The sequence below is a fragment of the Nisaea denitrificans DSM 18348 genome (genome assembly GCF_000426505.1).
GTDB lineage: Bacteria > Pseudomonadota > Alphaproteobacteria > Thalassobaculales > Thalassobaculaceae > Nisaea > Nisaea denitrificans.
Window position 1 is genome coordinate 664,824 of record NZ_AUFM01000011.1, and the last position, 16,683, is coordinate 681,506.

19 protein-coding genes are annotated in these 16,683 nt (G+C 58.7%); 17 read left to right on the forward strand and 2 right to left on the reverse strand.

The features are described 5' to 3' along the window. Positions 1-81: 81 nt before the first annotated feature. Entirely contained in the window at positions 82-312 is a 231-nt protein-coding gene (locus K328_RS0103950) for a DUF6898 family protein (protein WP_028464854.1), read from the forward strand. A gap of 74 nt (positions 313-386) precedes the next feature. Here K328_RS0103950 and K328_RS0103955 read toward each other — a convergent pair whose 3' ends face one another. Next, positions 387-839, reverse strand: a complete 453-nt coding sequence (locus tag K328_RS0103955) for a Ros/MucR family transcriptional regulator (RefSeq protein ID WP_028464855.1) — start codon at positions 837-839, stop codon at positions 387-389. A 314-nt stretch (positions 840-1,153) separates the two neighbouring features. On the opposite strand from K328_RS0103955, the gene rpiB reads away from it, so the two are divergent. The 12 genes from rpiB to K328_RS0104015 all read left to right on the forward strand — a co-directional run bounded on the left by rpiB (position 1,154) and on the right by K328_RS0104015 (position 12,480). Further along, positions 1,154-1,603 carry a ribose 5-phosphate isomerase B gene (gene rpiB / locus K328_RS0103960; RefSeq protein ID WP_028464856.1) on the forward strand — a complete coding sequence of 150 codons (450 nt, stop codon included), beginning with the start codon at positions 1,154-1,156 and terminating at the stop codon, positions 1,601-1,603. A gap of 71 nt (positions 1,604-1,674) precedes the next feature. Beyond that, on the forward strand, positions 1,675-2,967 hold the full coding sequence (gene glyA / locus K328_RS0103965) for a serine hydroxymethyltransferase (RefSeq protein WP_028464857.1): 1,293 nt from the start codon (positions 1,675-1,677) through the stop codon (positions 2,965-2,967). 56 nt (positions 2,968-3,023) lie between these two features. Then, positions 3,024-3,485, forward strand: a complete 462-nt coding sequence (gene nrdR, locus K328_RS0103970) for a transcriptional regulator NrdR (RefSeq protein WP_028464858.1) — start codon at positions 3,024-3,026, stop codon at positions 3,483-3,485. Positions 3,486-3,568: 83 nt separating this feature from the next. Then, positions 3,569-4,669 (forward strand): bifunctional diaminohydroxyphosphoribosylaminopyrimidine deaminase/5-amino-6-(5-phosphoribosylamino)uracil reductase RibD, encoded by a 1,101-nt coding sequence (gene ribD, locus K328_RS0103975; RefSeq protein WP_028464859.1) that lies wholly within the window; start codon positions 3,569-3,571, stop codon positions 4,667-4,669. A gap of 9 nt (positions 4,670-4,678) precedes the next feature. Beyond that, entirely contained in the window at positions 4,679-5,281 is a 603-nt protein-coding gene (locus K328_RS0103980) for a riboflavin synthase (RefSeq protein ID WP_028464860.1), read from the forward strand. Continuing rightward, positions 5,274-6,443: a 3,4-dihydroxy-2-butanone-4-phosphate synthase gene (gene ribB, locus K328_RS0103985; protein ID WP_051284440.1), complete on the forward strand. Its 1,170-nt coding sequence runs from the start codon at positions 5,274-5,276 to the stop codon at positions 6,441-6,443. The genes K328_RS0103980 and ribB overlap by 8 nt, the downstream gene beginning before the upstream one ends. After that, positions 6,440-6,877, forward strand: a complete 438-nt coding sequence (locus K328_RS0103990) for a 6,7-dimethyl-8-ribityllumazine synthase (protein WP_028464862.1) — start codon at positions 6,440-6,442, stop codon at positions 6,875-6,877. Before ribB ends, K328_RS0103990 begins: the two co-directional genes overlap by 4 nt. Before the next feature lie 8 nt (positions 6,878-6,885). Further along, positions 6,886-7,389, forward strand: a complete 504-nt coding sequence (gene nusB, locus K328_RS0103995; protein ID WP_028464863.1) for a transcription antitermination factor NusB — start codon at positions 6,886-6,888, stop codon at positions 7,387-7,389. Position 7,390: 1 nt separating this feature from the next. Beyond that, entirely contained in the window at positions 7,391-8,377 is a 987-nt protein-coding gene (gene thiL, locus K328_RS0104000) for a thiamine-phosphate kinase (protein WP_028464864.1), read from the forward strand. Between the two features lie 20 nt (positions 8,378-8,397). Beyond that, complete coding sequence (locus tag K328_RS0104005) at positions 8,398-8,871, forward strand: flagellar basal body-associated FliL family protein (protein ID WP_028464865.1); 474 nt, start codon at positions 8,398-8,400, stop codon at positions 8,869-8,871. A 93-nt stretch (positions 8,872-8,964) separates the two neighbouring features. After that, positions 8,965-10,164, forward strand: coding sequence for an MFS transporter (locus K328_RS0104010; protein ID WP_028464866.1), 1,200 nt, complete (start codon positions 8,965-8,967; stop codon positions 10,162-10,164). Between the two features lie 219 nt (positions 10,165-10,383). After that, positions 10,384-12,480 (forward strand): sodium-translocating pyrophosphatase, encoded by a 2,097-nt coding sequence (locus K328_RS0104015; protein WP_028464867.1) that lies wholly within the window; start codon positions 10,384-10,386, stop codon positions 12,478-12,480. A gap of 60 nt (positions 12,481-12,540) precedes the next feature. Here the strand turns inward: K328_RS0104015 and K328_RS0104020 are convergent, their stop codons facing one another. After that, entirely contained in the window at positions 12,541-12,993 is a 453-nt protein-coding gene (locus tag K328_RS0104020; protein ID WP_028464868.1) for an outer membrane protein assembly factor BamE, read from the reverse strand. Positions 12,994-13,203: 210 nt separating this feature from the next. On the opposite strand from K328_RS0104020, the gene K328_RS0104025 reads away from it, so the two are divergent. From K328_RS0104025 to K328_RS0104040, 4 genes are all read left to right on the forward strand, one after another. Further along, entirely contained in the window at positions 13,204-13,743 is a 540-nt protein-coding gene (locus tag K328_RS0104025) for a ubiquinol-cytochrome C chaperone family protein (RefSeq protein WP_028464869.1), read from the forward strand. 73 nt (positions 13,744-13,816) lie between these two features. Next, entirely contained in the window at positions 13,817-14,374 is a 558-nt protein-coding gene (locus K328_RS0104030; RefSeq protein ID WP_028464870.1) for a YceD family protein, read from the forward strand. Between the two features lie 142 nt (positions 14,375-14,516). Next, a complete protein-coding gene (plsX, locus tag K328_RS0104035; protein WP_028464871.1) occupies positions 14,517-15,581 on the forward strand; it encodes a phosphate acyltransferase PlsX in 1,065 nt (354 codons plus the stop codon). Further along, positions 15,578-16,564: a beta-ketoacyl-ACP synthase III gene (locus K328_RS0104040; protein ID WP_028464872.1), complete on the forward strand. Its 987-nt coding sequence runs from the start codon at positions 15,578-15,580 to the stop codon at positions 16,562-16,564. The genes plsX and K328_RS0104040 overlap by 4 nt, the downstream gene beginning before the upstream one ends. Positions 16,565-16,683: the final 119 nt, after the last annotated feature.

The following is a 16,683-nucleotide window of genomic DNA, read 5'->3' on the forward strand; positions in this document are numbered from 1 at the left end:
CAGTTGTAGCTTCAAATTTCCGTTGGGGCACTGTTGCCGTTCCGCAATACCAGCAAGAACGGTTTATCGCCGGGAAGAAAGATGGCGCGAAAGCTGAACGAGCAAAGGGTGATAATCGAGTTTCTGCCATCCGGGAGTTATGTGAAGGTCAGTGCCTTCGATCCCGTCAGCATGGTTGAGGTTTCGATCGTCGGTAATCCTGCCAGTGGCGAGGCTGGCCTGAAGCACGCGGTGCTGCGCAAGTTGAAGTACGTTCTCGAAAAAAAATCGCAACCGCAACCACAGTCGCGTGGCCGTGGGACCGTAGTCTGATTTTTAACCGGCAGGCTTGAAAAGAAAAAGCGCCGGACGATACCGGCGCTTCTTCAATAACAGGGTGTTTGTGATCAGACAGCTTTCCGCTTGCGACCACCGCGTTTGACGGCGTTGCGTCCAAGACCAATCTTCTTGGCGAACTCAGACCGCTGCGCAGCGTAATTCGGCGCGACCATCGGATAGTCTGCCGGCAGGCCCCATTTGGCGCGATACTCTTCCGGGGTCATGTTGTAGGTCGTCCGGAGGTGACGCTTCAGCATTTTGAGACGCTTGCCGTCTTCAAGGCAGATGATGAATTCCGGCGTAATCGAGCGGCGGATTGGCACTGCCGGTTTTGCCGGCTCGACTTCCGGCTCGCTAACCTCAGTATTGAGGCGCGTCAGCGCTTCGTGAACCGTACTGATGACCTCCGAAATCTGCGACGCTGCCACAGTGTTATTTCCGAGATAAGCGGATACAACATCCGTGGTCATACGGAGTAGTTCAGAAGAGTCCAGATTGTCTTCACGGGTTTCGTCGGTCATTTCTAGATCCGATATTTACATTATATTGATTAGGGTGTCCTCGGAACATTGTCCCGGGCGAAATAGTTGTCAAGAATTAATGCGGCGTTCCGTTTCTCAAACCCTGAATACAAATACAATGAATTCCTGCGATTTTTGAAAATAGCTTCTTTCTGGAATATGCGGTCAAGATATTGCAGTGAATAGTTTGTGGCGCGAGACCGTATTCTTTAGCGCGTCGCGTAAGGGTCGGGAGCGCAAATAGTGGTTCGCGGGCCTCCGTGCCGTGTATATAGTAGGCTCTTCTCTTGCTGGAACAACGAGCCTGACAGGTAATGACAGATAACGTGATCGTGATCGGTTCGGATCATGCCGGATATTCTCTGAAACAAGTATTGGTAGCTCACCTTGAAGAAAAAGGGTGGCGGATCGTAGATGTTGGCACGAACGGGGCGGCGTCGGTCGATTACCCCGATTTCGGTGCCGCGGTCGCGCATGCCCTGAAGGAGGGGAAGGCGCCCCGTGGGATCGTTGTGTGCGGCACAGGGATTGGCATAAGCATCGCTGCGAACCGGCATGACTGGATACGCGCGGGCCTTTGTCATGACATTACCTCGGCACGGCTCTGTCGTCTGCACAATGACGCCAATGTCCTTGCGCTTGGTGCGCGCCTTATCGGCGAAGAAGTCGCGAAAGACTGTGTTGATGTCTTTCTTGCAACAGAATTCGAAGGCGGCCGGCATCAACGTCGCGTCGACAAACTCGGATTTGCCGAGAGCATGTAAATCACGTCCTTGCACTGCGATGTCTGAGCGAGTAGGCCACGTTGCATTGCGGGATACGAACTGGAGCTGTCATGTCCGCCTTTGAAACGAGCACAACCGATAACCCTTTCTTTGCGACGCCCCTGTCCGAAAGCGATCCGGCACTTTATGGCGCGATCAAAGAAGAACTTGAGCGGCAGAAAGACCAGATCGAGCTGATCGCCTCCGAGAACATCGTCTCCCGTGCGGTGCTGGAAGCTCAAGGCTCTGTCCTCACCAATAAATATGCCGAGGGGTATCCCGGCCGGCGCTATTACGGCGGCTGTGAATTCGTCGACAAGGCCGAGGCTCTGGCCATCGAGCGGGCTTGCAAGCTGTTCGATTGCAGCTTCGCCAACGTGCAGCCGCATTCCGGCGCCCAGGCGAATCAGGCGGTTATGCTGGCGCTGCTCGAGCCCGGCGATACCGTCATGGGGCTGTCACTTGCAGCCGGCGGTCACCTGACCCATGGCGCGCCGCCGAATCTTTCCGGTAAATGGTTCAAGGCCGTCCAGTACGGTGTTCGCAAGGAAGACGCGCAGATCGACTTTGATCAGGTCAAGGCGCTTGCCGAGGAACACAAGCCGAAGATGATCATTGCGGGTGGTTCTGCCTATCCGCGTCAGATTGATTTCAAGCGCTTCCGCGAGATCGCCGATTCTGTCGGCGCCTATTTCCATGTCGACATGGCGCATTTCGCGGGCCTGGTTGCTGGCGGTGCGCATCCGAGCCCGCTGCCCCATGCGCATGTGGTCACGACTACGACGCACAAGACCCTGCGCGGACCACGCGGCGGCATGATCCTCTCGAACGACCCGGATCTCGGCAAGAAGATCAACTCGGCGGTATTTCCTGGTCTTCAGGGCGGCCCGTTGATGCATGTGATTGCCGCCAAGGCGGTGTCCTTCGCCGAAGCGCTGACACCGGAATTCAAGACCTATTCCCATCAGGTCGTCGAGAATGCGAAGGCTCTTGGCGAAGTGCTGAAAGCGCGCGGTCTGGATATCGTTTCCGGCGGCACGGACACTCACGTTCTTCTCGTCGATCTGCGCCCGAAGGGCCTGACCGGCAAGGTGGCGGAGGCTGCTCTCGAGCGGGCCGGTATCACCTGTAACAAAAACGGCGTTCCGTTCGATCCGGAAAAGCCGATGATCACGTCCGGAGTGCGTCTTGGCACGCCGGCTGGGACCACGCGCGGCTTTGGTGTGGCGGAGTTCCAGGAAATCGGAAACCTGATCGGCGACGTGCTTGATGCCGTTGCGCAGAATCCGGACGATAGCTCGCTGATCGAAGAGAAGGTCAGGGAAGATGTCCGGTTGTTGTGTGACAGGTTCCCGATCTACTAATCCCGGTCGCGGCCCGGGGCGGCCGCTGCCAGTTGACTGATTGAAGGGGGAAGACCATGCGTTGTCCGTTTTGCGGCCACACCGATACCCAGGTGAAGGACTCCCGTCCAACGGAAGACCATGCGGCTATCCGGCGGCGCCGGTTCTGCCCGGCCTGCGGTGCGCGTTTCACGACCTTTGAACGGGTTCAGCTCCGTGAGCTGACCGTAGTCAAGAAGACGGGCAAGAGGGCACCCTTCGATCGGGACAAACTGGTCCGGTCCGTGCAGATTTCGATGCGCAAGCGCCCGGTCGACCCGGAACGCATCGAGAGGATGGTGACCAGCATCGTCCGGCGACTAGAAAGCATGGGCGAGGCGGAGATTCCGTCCGAAGTGATCGGGCAGATGGTCATGGAATCCCTGGCCAATTTGGATCAGGTTGCCTATGTCCGGTTTGCGTCGGTCTACAAGAACTTCCGCGAAGCCAAAGACTTCGAGGAATTCGTCGAAGAAATCAGTCACGACGGCGACGACTAGACTAAAGGTCCTCGCCGCCCGGCGTCTGGGTTCTGCCCGAGGGTTCAGTCCTCGGGCCGGAGCCTTGACGGGAGCGTGGAACAATGGACCAAGATATTTCCTTCATGCGTCACGCACTGGCGCTGGCCAGGCGCGGTCTCGGGCAGGTTGCGCCGAACCCGTCTGTCGGGTGCGTCATCGTCCGGGACGGCAGGATTGTCGGTCGCGGCTGGACGCAGCCAGGCGGGCGCCCGCATGCTGAACCGGTGGCCCTTGCCGATGCGGGGGAAGCGGCAAGGGGGGCGACGGTTTATGTCTCCCTGGAGCCATGTGCGCATCATGGTGTATCCCCGCCTTGCACGGATGCACTGATTGCAGCCGGCGTGGCAAAGGTGGTCTATGCCCTGCGCGATCCTGACCCTCGAGTTGACGGCACCGGCCACACCAGGCTGACCGAGGCTGGGATTGAGGTTGCCTCCGGCCTTCTGGAGAAGGAAGCAGAGGAACTTAATCAGGGCTTTCTCACTCGTATCCGTAAGAAACGTCCTTTCGTAACCCTGAAGCTGGCGACGTCTCTCGACGGCAAGGTGGCGCTGGCGAACGGGCGAAGCCAGTGGATCACCGGTACCGGAGCCCGCGCTGTGTCGCACCAGATCAGGGCCAGTCACGATGCTATCATGACCGGAATAGGGACCGTGCTGGCAGACGACCCGGCGCTGACATGCCGTCTGCCGGGGTTGATGGCACGCTCACCGGACCGTGTGATCCTTGACGGGGGACTGAGACTGACAACGGACCAGATTGTCGTTGAGACCGCCCGTGATATCCCGACGACGGTTATCACCGCGATTGCGGCGGACGACCCGAAAGCGCAGGCCTTGTCGGCTGCTGGTGTTGATGTGGCTGGCGGGATGGCGGTCAAGGACGGCCGGCTTGATCTCGATGCTGTCCTCTCCCTGCTTGCAGAGCGGGGTGTAACACGGTTGATGGTGGAATCAGGCGGTGAGCTTGCCAGCACATTCGTGCGCGAGGAACGCGTTGACGAATTGGTCTGGTTTCGCGCGCCGGCCATCATCGGCGGCGACGGATTGAGCGCTGTTCGGGATCTCGGTCTCGAGCTTCTTGAATTCATGCCGCGTTTCGAACGGCGTTATGTCCGGCCCGTGGGTGAAGATCTGGTGGAAACCTACCGCCGTCGAAACTAGGTTACGGCCATGTTCACAGGAATCATCACGCATATCGGTACGGTCCGCCGTATCGAAAAGGGCGGCGACACGCGTATGACCGTGTCGGCTACCTTCGATATGGACAGCGTTGCGCTGGGCGCCTCCATTGCATGCTCCGGCTGCTGCCTTACCGTTGTCGACAAGGGGGACGGCTGGTTCGCTGCCGATGTCTCGGCTGAGACTCTCTCCAAGACCAATCTCGGCGGTTGGAAAGAGGGCGCACGGATCAATCTGGAGCGGGCTCTCAAGGTCGGGAACGAGCTCGGCGGACATATCGTCAGCGGGCATGTCGACGGGCTCGCGGAGATCCTCTCTATCGTTCCTGAAGGCGACAGCCGCCGACTGACACTCAGGCCCGACCGTTCTCTGGCCGCTTTTGTGGCGCCCAAGGGGTCGGTGACGCTTGACGGTATCTCTCTGACAGTAAACGAAGTTTCCGCCGACACCTTCGGCGTGAACATTATCGATCACACCTGGAACGAGACCACGTTGAGTGATCGCAAGCCGGGCGACGAATTGAACATGGAAGTCGACATGCTTGCCCGCTATGTTGCGCGCCTGTTGGACGTCCGGGAACCACGGAATGACTGAAACGGCTGAACCGCTCGGCGAGCTTTATCGCACCGCTCTCTCCTCCATCGAGGAGGTGGTCGAGGAGGCGCGCCAGGGGCGCATGTTCATCCTTGTCGATGACGAGGATCGCGAGAACGAGGGCGACCTCTGCATCCCCGCCCAGATGGCCACGCCGGAAGCGATCAATTTCATGGCCAAATATGGCCGCGGCTTGATTTGCCTCTCCATGGAGCGGGAGCGGATCGAGAAGCTCGGCCTGCCACTGATGTCCTCCAATAACGGCACGCGACATGAAACCGCCTTCACCGTCTCTATTGAGGCGCGGGAAGGGGTGACGACCGGTATCTCGGCGCATGACCGGGCTCGGACTGTTCAGGTTGCCATCGATTCCAAATCGGCGCGGGACGATATCGTGACGCCGGGGCATGTGTTTCCCCTGATGGCCCGTGATGGCGGCACCTTGGTGCGTGCCGGGCACACAGAAGCAGTGGTCGATATCGCGCGGATGGCCGGGCTTAACCCGTCTGGGGTGATTTGCGAGATCATGAACGACGACGGCACGATGGCGCGGCTACCGGACCTGGTTCAGTTCGCGCAGTATCATGGCCTCAAGGTGGGGACGATCGCCGACCTGATCGAATATCGCCGCCGCACCGAATCTGTGGTGCAGCGCTCGGTCGAAACCACGCTCGACAGTGAGTATGGCGGCGACTGGCGGATGATCGTCTACGTCAACAAGATCACCTATGCCGAACATATAGCCTTGGTTAAGGGCGATATCACAAAAGGCGATCCGGTGCTGGTCCGCATGCACGCGCTGAGCATCATGGAAGATGTTCTGGGCGACAGGACCGGGAAACGTGCCGGCGGCGAGTTGCAAAACGCCATGCGCCAGATCGGCGAAGAGGGGTCCGGGGTCGTTGTCCTGATCCGCGAGCCGTCCGCGACCGCGCTTTCCGACCGTGTGCGCCGCAAGCTCCGCGCTGAGGTCGATGGCAAGAAAACCGAGAACGAGCTGCGGGATTACGGTGTCGGCGCGCAGATCCTGCTGGATCTTGGCGTGCGCGAGATGATTTTGCTGAGCAACCACGACCGCAATATCGTTGGCCTGGAAGGCTACGGTTTGAGCATGGTCGAGCGGCGCGGCGTTAAAACCGGGGACGAAGGAGCCGGCGAATGAGCCGCATTCTGATTGTCGAAGCGCGATTCTACGAGGATATCGCGAACGAGTTGGTGAAAGGTGCCATCGCGGCACTTGAGGAAGCCAGTGTGGAATACGACCGGATCGAGGTGCCGGGCGCGTTGGAAATTCCGGCGGCCATCGCCATTGCTTCGCAGCGCACGGACGGAGAGCCCTATGCCGGCTATGTTGCGCTCGGCTGCGTCATTCGCGGCGAGACCAGTCACTACGATTACGTCTGCGGTGAGAGTGCCCGTGGATTGCAGGATCTGGCTCTTTGGGAAGGGCTTTCCATCGGCAATGGTATCCTGACCGTGGAGAACCGTGATCAGGCATGGGCCCGCGCGGCAATAGACAAGAAAAACAAAGGCAAGGATGCGGTGCAAGCCGCCCTCGCACTAGTGGCGCTGAAGCGCCGCTTCGGTGTCGAGTGAGCAAAAACATGACAGTTTCCAAAGATCGTCTCCCAGAACGCCAGCGCCGCACCGCGGCACGTCTCGCTGCGGTTCAGAGTCTCTATCAAATGGCGATTACCGGTATTCCGGCGCCGCGTGTGATCGCGGAGTTCAAGGAACTGCGCCTTGCCGGCGGCGACGAGAACGAGAGTTTCGGCCCTGCGGACCCTGTCTTCTACGAACGGCTCACTGCCGGGGTTACGTCGGATCTGGAGACGGTCGACGGGCTTATTTCAGGGGCGTTGTCCGAGGACTGGTCGATTGATCGGCTTGAGACCATCGTCCGGAATATCCTCGAGTGCGGCGCGCATGAGCTTCTGACGCATGGTGACGTTCCGGCGGCGGTCGTGATCTCGGAATATGTCGATGTAGCGCACGGTTTCTTCGCGGAGAAGGAGCCGGGCTTCATCAATGGCGTTCTGGACCGGATCGCCCGCACCATTCGTGAGAATGAAAAGGGGCCCGCTCCGTCCGGCTCCGAAAGCGAATAACATGTCGGGGCTCGGCGAGTTCGAGCGTATTGCGCGTTTTTTCTCCCCCCTCGTCGAAGGCCAGAGCGATGCGCTGGGCCTGACCGACGATGCCGCCCTGGTAACACCTCCGCCCGGCAAGCGCATGGCCGTCACAGCCGATGCGCTGGTTGCTGGTGTTCATTTTCTGGCAGACGATCCGGCCGATCGCGTCGCGCGTAAAGCTCTCAGGGTGAATATTTCTGATCTCGCGGCGATGGGGGCTGAGCCTTACGGCTACACGATCACTTTGGCTTTGCCACGCGGCATGGTGGATGCGGAGGCGTGGATCGAGCGGTTTGCCCGTGGGCAGGCCGAGGATCACGCGGAATACGGCATCAGGTTACTTGGAGGGGACAGCGTCTCCACGCCTGGACCATTGTCCATTTCTGTAACGGCATTCGGTTGGGTTCCGGCGGATCGGGCTTTGACGCGCGCCGGGGCGCAGCCGGGCGACGATATCTATGTGTCCGGCACCATCGGGGATTCCTTCCTTGGACTGGCTGTTCTTCAGGGCGCGGATTTTGACCTCTCGGAGGCCGAACGCACGACACTGGCTGATCGGTATCTGCTCCCGCAGCCGCGGCCGCAGCTTGGTCAGCTGCTGCTTGACGTGGCCAGCGCGGGGCTCGATGTGTCCGATGGATTGCTCCAGGACCTGGGGCATATTTGCGAGGTTTCCGGGGGTGGTGCAGAGGTTGAGCTTCCGCTCGTCCCTTTCTCGGATCTGGGGCAGAGACTCGTGCGAGCCGGGGCCGTGCGTGCCGAGGATTTAGTGAGTGGCGGGGACGATTACGAACTGCTCTTCACTGCCCCTGAAAGCGCGCGCGACGTCGTTTCCTGTCTTGCCGGTCAGGCTGGTCTTCCTTTGACCCGGATAGGCAAGATGCGCTCCGGCAGCCGTGTCGATTTGCTGGATGCGGCGGGAAAAAGCATGGCGCTGGACCGGCGGGGCTATACCCATGCCTGACGCGCGGGTTAAATGAAGCCATGAAAATCGTTGTCATCCTTGTTTTATTGCTCGTGCTCGCCGGCGGCGGCGTATTCGGCATCTCCATGTTTGCCCCGGGATTACTTCCGCCGATGGTGCTGGAAATGCTCGGCCAGGAAGTCCCGCCCGAAGGGGAAAAGGTTGAAGAGCGTCCGCCTGTGACCGTATTGGTCGACCTTGAGCCGTTAAGCATTCCGATTTTCCGCGATGGTCAGGTCGACCGCTTCCTGGTTTTGCATCTGCTGATCGAGGTGCGCCCCGGTGCGGACTTCGAGTTGGTAAACCTGAAGAAAGTGCGGATCATTGATGCGATCCTGAAATATGTGCATGCGCTTTCCTCGCTTGAGATCAAGCCAGGGGTCAATGACAGAGGCTTCCTGAAACAGCGTCTCCTGGCGAAAATCGAGGAGATTGTGGGCGAGGGGGTCGTTGTAGAGCTCTTGTTCCAGAACGTTTTCGAGCGGCCGTTGTAGGGACGAGCGCTCGTCAGCGCGTTCCCTCATATCTGGTCGCTTTGCCGACGCCGTGCTACCAGACGGTCCCCGTTTCTTTGAATTGCGAAAACCATGACCAGCTCGGCTATCGAGGATCGCGACCCAACGGTTCGCAATGTAGTGCTGTTGGCGATCTGCCAGGCACTTGCCATGACCGGTATGTCGGTCAACATGACCGTGACGGCTCTCGTCGGCCAACAGCTTGCGTCCGACCCGGCCTGGTCCACGGTGCCACTGGCGCTGCAATTCAGCGCGACAATGCTGACGACTCTGCCGGCGTCTTTCCTGATGCGCCGTATCGGCCGCCGCTCGGGGTTTGCCCTTGGTATCGCAATCGGCATCGTGGGGGCGTTGACAGCATTTCACGGCATCTTCGAGAAGAGCTTCCTGATCTTCACTGCCGGATCGATGATGATCGGGTGTTTTCAGGGCTTTGCCGTATTCTACCGGCATGCCGCCGCGGATACCGCCAGTCCGGAGTTCCGCAGCAAGGCGATCTCTTTGGTTCTGGCCGGCGGAGTCTTTGCTGCGCTGGTCGGACCGGAGCTTTCGAAATGGTCCTATGACCTGTTCACGCCGGTGATCTATGCCGGTTGTTTCATCATCGTCGCCTGTGTCCAGGCACTGTCCTTCGCATTTCTCTATTTTGTCCGCATCCCACCGGCGACCAAGCCCCGCGAAGGTGTTCACGTCCGCCCGCTTTCCGTCATCATTCGCCAGCCGACATTTCTGGTCGCTGCGATCGGCGCGATGATCGGGTACGGCGTCATGAGCTTTGTCATGACGGCGACGCCGCTTGCGATCATGGGGTGCGGCTATGAGTTTCGCGACGCGGCCTTTGTGATTCAATGGCACGTTCTGGCGATGTATGCGCCGTCCTTCTTCACGGGCTCCCTAATCCAGCGATTCGGTGTTCGTCAGGTCATGCTGACGGGAGCCATCATCCTGACGGGCGCGGTTGCCGTGAACATCAGCGGTATCGAAATCGAGCGGTTCTGGCTCGGTCTCGTAATGCTCGGTATTGGCTGGAACTTCATGTTTGTGGGCGGCACGTCATTGCTGGCGGAATGTCACTCGCCTGAAGAACGGGCGAAGGTACAGGGATTGAACGATTTCCTAGTATTTGGAACGGTTACAGCCTCATCCTTCGCATCAGGTGCCTTGCTGAACGCTTTTGGCTGGAACGCTGTGAACTACGGCGTACTTCCACTGCTTGGAGTGGCGTCTTCAGTGATCGCGTTTGCTCTCTGGCGCCAAAGGGCCAGCGCGTAAACACCGTAAATGTAATTGCGTATTCAGTTAGACTCGCTTTACAGCCTTAGATTTTTTGCTACGGTTTCAACCTCTTCGATAGGTGGGGCGGGGACCGGCGAAATACTTTCCGCTGTCTGCCTTTTTCACCCTTCGATTTGATGTGCCAGCGGGAGCCCGGCGTAAAGACCGGGCCTTGCTGGGAGGAAATGTGCACAAGAGGAAAGAAGGGTTTCCGATATGAGCGGAACTTTGGCGTTTGTCGTCCTTTGCGGGGTGGCAGCCTTGCTCTATGGACTTTGGGCTATCCGGTCGGTACTGGCCGCTGATGCCGGGTCCGCACGGATGCAGGAAATTGCAGGCGCGATCCAGGAAGGCGCGGCGGCGTATCTTAACCGGCAATATACAACCATCGGCATCGTTGGAATCGTTGTCGCGGTCATTCTCGGGCTGACGCTTGGCATGACCGTAGCGATCGGCTTCATCATCGGAGCGATCCTGTCCGGCGCCGCTGGTTACATCGGCATGCATGTCTCCGTACGTGCCAATGTCCGGACAACACAGGCCGCGACCGTTGGTATGGCTCCGGCTCTTAACATCGCTTTCAAGTCCGGCGCGATTACCGGAATGCTTGTTGTCGGCCTCGGGCTGCTCGGCGTTGCCGGTTATTATGCGGTCCTGCTCAATTTCTATGATGCAGGAACGGACGCAGGCCTCAGGCATATTCTGGAAGCACTTGTCGCTCTCAGTTTTGGCGCCTCGCTGATTTCCATCTTCGCCCGCCTTGGCGGCGGTATCTTCACCAAGGGAGCCGATGTCGGCGCTGACCTGGTCGGTAAGGTCGAGGCTGGTATCCCCGAGGACGATCCCCGGAACCCGGCCGTGATCGCTGATAATGTTGGCGACAATGTCGGCGACTGTGCGGGCATGGCGGCGGATCTGTTCGAGACCTACGCGGTGACCGTTGTGGCGACCATGCTGCTGGCGGCAATCTTCTTCACCGGCGAGGCTATGAGCCTGATGCTGACCTTTCCGCTCTTGATCGGCGCGGTCTGCATTCTGGCATCCGTGGTCGGTGCTTTCTTCGTCACGCTTGGACCCGACAAGAAGGTCATGAAGGCGCTTTATAAGGGCTTTATCGTCAGCGCCGTTCTGTCGGCGGTCCTGATTGGCGGCGTGATCAGCCAGACGCTTGGTTGGGACGCGGCGATGGTCATGAAGAACGGCCTGGAGGTAACCGGAAAAACGCTCTTCGGTTGCGCGATCGTTGGTCTTGTCGTCACTGGTCTCATTGTTTGGGTAACTGAGTATTACACCTCGACTGAATACCGTCCGGTGCGATCAATCGCGAAATCCTCGGAAACGGGTCATGGTACCAATGTGATCCAGGGACTTGCGGTTTCCATGGAGGCCACGGCACTTCCGGCTCTGATTATCTCCGGCGGTATCATTGCGGCACATATGCTGGCCGGTGTCTTCGGCATTGGCATTGCGGCAACCACGATGCTGGCGCTTGCAGGCATGGTCGTTGCGCTCGATGCCTACGGTCCGGTGACGGACAATGCCGGCGGTATCGCGGAGATGGCGGACTTGCCACCTGAGGTGCGCGAGATCACGGATGCGCTGGACGCAGTCGGCAATACTACCAAGGCAGTGACCAAGGGCTACGCGATCGGCTCCGCCGGTCTTGCAGCCCTGGTGTTGTTTGCGGCCTTCACCGAGGATCTGGCGCACTATTTCCCCGAACTGAACGTCAAGTTCGAGTTGCAGGATCCCTATGTCGTGGTTGGCCTCTTCATCGGCGGTCTGCTGCCGTACCTGTTCGGTGCGCTTGGCATGCAGGCTGTTGGCCGGGCTGGGGGAGCCGTGGTTGAAGAAGTACGGCGTCAGTTCCGCGAGCATCCGGGGATTATGAAGGGCACGGAAAAGCCTGAATATGGCCGGGCGGTCGACATGCTGACGAAAGCTGCGATCAGGGAAATGATTATCCCGTCGCTGCTGCCCGTACTGGCTCCGGTCGTGGTCTACTTCGTGTTCAGTGCGATCGGCGGGCAGGGCGCTGCCTTTACTGCGGTTGGCGCCATGCTGCTGGGAACCATCGTTACCGGGATCTTCGTCGCCATCTCCATGACCGCCGGTGGCGGTGCCTGGGACAATGCGAAGAAGTATATCGAGGACGGCAATCATGGCGGCAAGGGCTCGGAAGCTCACAAGGCTGCCGTGACGGGCGATACTGTCGGTGATCCTTACAAGGACACTGCCGGTCCTGCCGTGAACCCGATGATCAAGATTGCCAATATTGTGGCACTGCTGCTGCTTGCGGCGCTTGCCGCCTGAGGCTTCTGAACCGACATACGACGAAAAGGCCCCGCTTTGGCGGGGCCTTTGACGTTTTGGCTACTGATTCACGTCCTGGTTGAAGCGCCCGACATTGCCAAAGAGCTGCTGCAGGAAGGAAATGCGCTGTCCCGCAGTTTCTGTCTGCCGGTTTACATATTCGATCTGCTTGCCGTCTTCCTTGTTGAGCCGGCCGATACTATCGACGACACCGGTTTCATCGAAGGCGATATAGATCACCCGTTGATCGATGACTTCCTCGGCGAAGAAAGCCGTTTGCTCGGTATGCCTGGCGATATACATCCAGGTTTCCTGGCCGTACTCACTCTCGGTCGAAGGGGAGCCGAGCAGGGCAAGGACACGCCCCTTGTCGCTCTTGCCGGGCTCTATCGCCGCGAGATTGTCGATATCGACCAGATTACCGTGAATCTCGACCCTCGGGGTGCATGCCAGAAGCAGCAGGGCAACCAGGGGAAAGGCGAGTCCGGTGCGCCAGAACGGAATGCGGCTCACTCACTGTCTCCGTTACATCTCGTCATTGCCTGGGGTCTCGCGCTGCCGTGAAATATGCGCTATCGGTTGGGACGGCTGCGCTGCCCGGCTTTCTGGCGACAATTTGGGCACCGCCGAGCCCAAGGTCAACATTCCTCTTAGCCAACGTTGACGGCGAAGGCCTACACAGCCATTTTGCGGCCAATACAAACCGGATTTGGAAAATTCCGCGTGTTCAGCAAGTTTTTTAAACGCGATGAAGTCGCCGAAGCGGCCAGGGAAACCTATCAGACCGTTATTCGGCAGGCGCGGCAGCCTGATTTCTATACCCGGTATGGCGTACCGGATACTCTGGACGGGCGGTTCGATTTGCTCGTTCTGCATACGGCTCTCGTTTTACTCCGTCTGCAGACGGACCGGGCCGAATCGGAGCGCTTTTCACAGGCTTTGTTCGATACCTTGTTCGTCGATCTTGACCAGTCGCTGCGGGAAATCGGCGTCAGTGATATGTCTGTCGGCAAAAAAGTGAAGCAGATGGGGAAGGCGTTCTATGGCCGCCTCGATGCCTACAGGTTGGGGCTGGAAGCTGTAGAGGGCGATGACGGCCAGCAGCTTGCCGATGCGCTGCAGCGGAACCTGTATCGAGGATCTCCGGAGGCTGAGCCGTTTAGTATGCCGATGGCCGGATATGTGGTGCGGCAGGCCGCGCATCTCGATACGATCCCCCTAGCGGAAGTCGTTTCCGGTAATCTAGCCTTCGCAGCGGCCTAAATAGCTGTTCCGAGACTGTTACCCTCTTGTAGTTCTTGAGGGTGAGCGCCCCGAAGCATATTGTGCGCGTCCCATGGAAAATACGCAGAACATCGAACTTTCGCGCCCGGTCCGGATCAAGGACCTGAAAAAACGGGTCACCTATGTCGATATCGAAGCTTCGCCGGAAGAGTGCCAGGCTCTTGCCCAGCGTTTCAGGCTGCCGGGCATAGCCGAGCTTAAGGCCAAGGCCCGCATCGAGCGTCTTGGGCGTGACCGGGCGGTTCGCATTGATGGAACGATCATGGCGCGTCTTGCTTACCTGTCCGTGGTTTCTCTCGAGCCGTTCGAGACCGTTATCGAGGATTCCTTCTCGGAAATCCTGAGTAGCGAGGCGGCTCCGAAAACGGATACGGAAATTGAGCTAACGCCGGATGATGAAAATATGGGTTTAATCGAGGACGGCGGGTTTGACCTCGGTGAAGTACTCTCTCAGAATTTAGCCCTGCTGCTCGATGAACATCCGAGAAAGCCGGGGGAAGAAGATGCTCCGGATGGTGTCGTCTGGGCAGACGAAGACATCGAAGAAGCAGTGCCAAACCCGTTCTCGGTTCTGTCGGAAATGCGGAATCGATTGCGAAATGGGGACTAAAAATATTGAATTCTTGTGAACCTTTGCATATGACCCTCGATCACCTGCCTTCCCGTGGTGCGTCTATGTGGAAGGTTATTTGCCGAGAGGTTTCGAAACGCGCCGTGTCGGCTGCGTTTTCAGCCCGGATGATGTCGAACATATGGTAGACGGTCCAACACTCGCCCTGGACGCGATGGGCGGCGATAACGCGCCTGACATTGTTGTTCGTGGAGCGGATATCGCCCTCGAGCGGTTGCCCGACCTCAAGTTGATTCTGGTCGGCGATGAAGCCAAGGTGCGTCCGCTGATCGAAAAGACCAAGCGGCTTCGCAACAGCAACTACACGCTGATCCATACAGACAAGGAAGTGGCGGCCTCGGAAAAGCCTTCCGTGGCGCTCCGGTCCGGGCGCGACTCAAGCATGCGCATTGCCATCAACCAGGTCGCCGACGGTGCGGCGAATGGGGTCGTGTCTGCCGGAAATACAGGCGCGCTGATGGCCATGTCTAAATTCGTACTCCGCATGTGTCCGGGGATCGAGCGGCCTGCGATCGCCAGTTTCTTCCCGACCAAACGGGGCGAAACCTGCATGCTGGATCTCGGTGCCAATGTCGATTGCGACGCGGAGAACCTGTTCCAGTTTGCTTTGATGGGAGAGATTTTCTCCCGCATGGTTCTCGGCCTCAACAAGCCGACTGTCGGCCTGCTGAATGTCGGCAGTGAGGAGCAGAAGGGCAGTGAGGCGGTGCGCGGTGCGGCGGCCAAACTGCGAGAGATCAAGTCCGAGAATTTCGAATATATCGGTTTCGTTGAAGGCGATGACATTACGGCCGGAACAGTCGATGTGATCGTCACGGACGGGTTTTCCGGAAACATCGCGCTGAAGACCGCTGAGGGTACCTCGCGGATGATCACGCAGTTCCTGCGCGATGCGTTCCGCTCCTCCTGGTCCGCACGGATCGGTTACCTGCTGTGCCGCGGTGCGCTGGACCAGATGCGTAAGCGGCTTGATCCCAGGCGTTACAACGGGGCTGTGTTTCTCGGCCTGAATGGCATCAGCGTAAAGAGCCATGGCGGCACCGATGAGTTCGGTTTCGCCAATGCTGTTTGCGTGGCTGCCGATATGTGCCGTTATGACTTCCTGGACAAAGTAAAAGAAGAGATCGCGCTTTATGGAAACCCCGAAAGCGCGGCCCTGACACGCCAGACATCGGTAGCTTCATGACCCTGAAAAAGTCTCTGCTTGTCGGCTGCGGCTCCTATTTGCCGCAGCGGATCATGACCAATGACGAACTCTCCAAGACCGTTGATACCTCTGATGAGTGGATCACGAAGCGGACAGGGATCAAGCAGCGCCATATTGCGGCGGAGGGTGAAGCCACTTCCGATCTCGCGGTGAACGCGGCGCGGGGCGCGCTTGAGCGCGCAGGGATGAGCGTCGCCGATATCGATCTGATCATTGTCGCCACGACAACACCGGACGATACCTTCCCGTCCACTGCTACGAAGGTGCAGGCCAAGCTCGGTATGGAGCATGGCGCGGCCTTCGATATTCAAGCGGTGTGTGCAGGATTTATCTATGCGCTGGCGACTGCCGACAACTTCATCAAGAGCGGACAGGCGCGCGCGGTGCTCGTCATCGGTGCCGAAACATTCAGCCGTATTCTCGATTGGGAGGACCGCACAACCTGCGTTCTTTTCGGAGACGGCGCCGGCGCCATTGTATTGCGCGCGGCAGACGGTGATGAGGCGGAAAGTGACTTTGGCGTGATGTCGACGCATCTGCACTCAGATGGCCGACACCGGGACGTTCTCTATGTCGATGGCGGACCGTCGTCGAGCCAGACGGTTGGTCATGTTCGCATGGCAGGGCAGGAAGTGTTCCGGCATGCCGTATCGAAGCTGTCTGGCGTGATTGATGAGGCACTGTCGGCCAACGGTCTGGATTCCTCAGCCGTCGACTGGTTGATTCCGCACCAGGCGAACAGCCGTATTATCAAGAGCATGGCGCAGAAAATGAAATTGCCGGAAGAGAAGGTTGTCTCGACGATCGCCCGGCACGCCAATACCTCCGCAGCCTCCGTTCCGCTCGCTTTGACGGAAGCCGTCGCCGACGGTCGCGTGAAAAATGGCGATCTCGTGCTGTTTGAAGCGATCGGCGGGGGGCTCGTATGGGGCGCGGGGCTGGTCCGAATCGGCACTCCCTGAATACCGCATGGCGGTCGATAATCTATCGGGAATTGTCTTTTCGAACGGTGCGGTTGATGCCGTAATTCACTGTCAAATCAGCGTGATAGAGCCCGATTCGAAAACGCTTTCTTGCAGTA

Coding starts and splice junctions, on each gene's coding strand:
- rpiB (WP_028464856.1), top strand. CDS start 1,154: ATGACAGATAACGTGATCGTGATCGGTTCGGATCATGCCGGATATTCT.
- thiL (WP_028464864.1), top strand. CDS start 7,391: ATGTCGGGGCTCGGCGAGTTCGAGCGTATTGCGCGTTTTTTCTCCCCC.
- K328_RS0104030 (WP_028464870.1), top strand. CDS start 13,817: ATGGAAAATACGCAGAACATCGAACTTTCGCGCCCGGTCCGGATCAAG.
- K328_RS0104010 (WP_028464866.1), top strand. CDS start 8,965: ATGACCAGCTCGGCTATCGAGGATCGCGACCCAACGGTTCGCAATGTA.
- K328_RS0104015 (WP_028464867.1), top strand. CDS start 10,384: ATGAGCGGAACTTTGGCGTTTGTCGTCCTTTGCGGGGTGGCAGCCTTG.
- nusB (WP_028464863.1), top strand. CDS start 6,886: ATGACAGTTTCCAAAGATCGTCTCCCAGAACGCCAGCGCCGCACCGCG.
- nrdR (WP_028464858.1), top strand. CDS start 3,024: ATGCGTTGTCCGTTTTGCGGCCACACCGATACCCAGGTGAAGGACTCC.
- K328_RS0103980 (WP_028464860.1), top strand. CDS start 4,679: ATGTTCACAGGAATCATCACGCATATCGGTACGGTCCGCCGTATCGAA.
- ribD (WP_028464859.1), top strand. CDS start 3,569: ATGGACCAAGATATTTCCTTCATGCGTCACGCACTGGCGCTGGCCAGG.
- K328_RS0103950 (WP_028464854.1), top strand. CDS start 82: ATGGCGCGAAAGCTGAACGAGCAAAGGGTGATAATCGAGTTTCTGCCA.
- ribB (WP_051284440.1), top strand. CDS start 5,274: ATGACTGAAACGGCTGAACCGCTCGGCGAGCTTTATCGCACCGCTCTC.
- K328_RS0104040 (WP_028464872.1), top strand. CDS start 15,578: ATGACCCTGAAAAAGTCTCTGCTTGTCGGCTGCGGCTCCTATTTGCCG.
- K328_RS0104005 (WP_028464865.1), top strand. CDS start 8,398: ATGAAAATCGTTGTCATCCTTGTTTTATTGCTCGTGCTCGCCGGCGGC.
- glyA (WP_028464857.1), top strand. CDS start 1,675: ATGTCCGCCTTTGAAACGAGCACAACCGATAACCCTTTCTTTGCGACG.
- plsX (WP_028464871.1), top strand. CDS start 14,517: ATGGTAGACGGTCCAACACTCGCCCTGGACGCGATGGGCGGCGATAAC.
- K328_RS0103990 (WP_028464862.1), top strand. CDS start 6,440: ATGAGCCGCATTCTGATTGTCGAAGCGCGATTCTACGAGGATATCGCG.
- K328_RS0103955 (WP_028464855.1), bottom strand. CDS start 839: ATGACCGACGAAACCCGTGAAGACAATCTGGACTCTTCTGAACTACTC.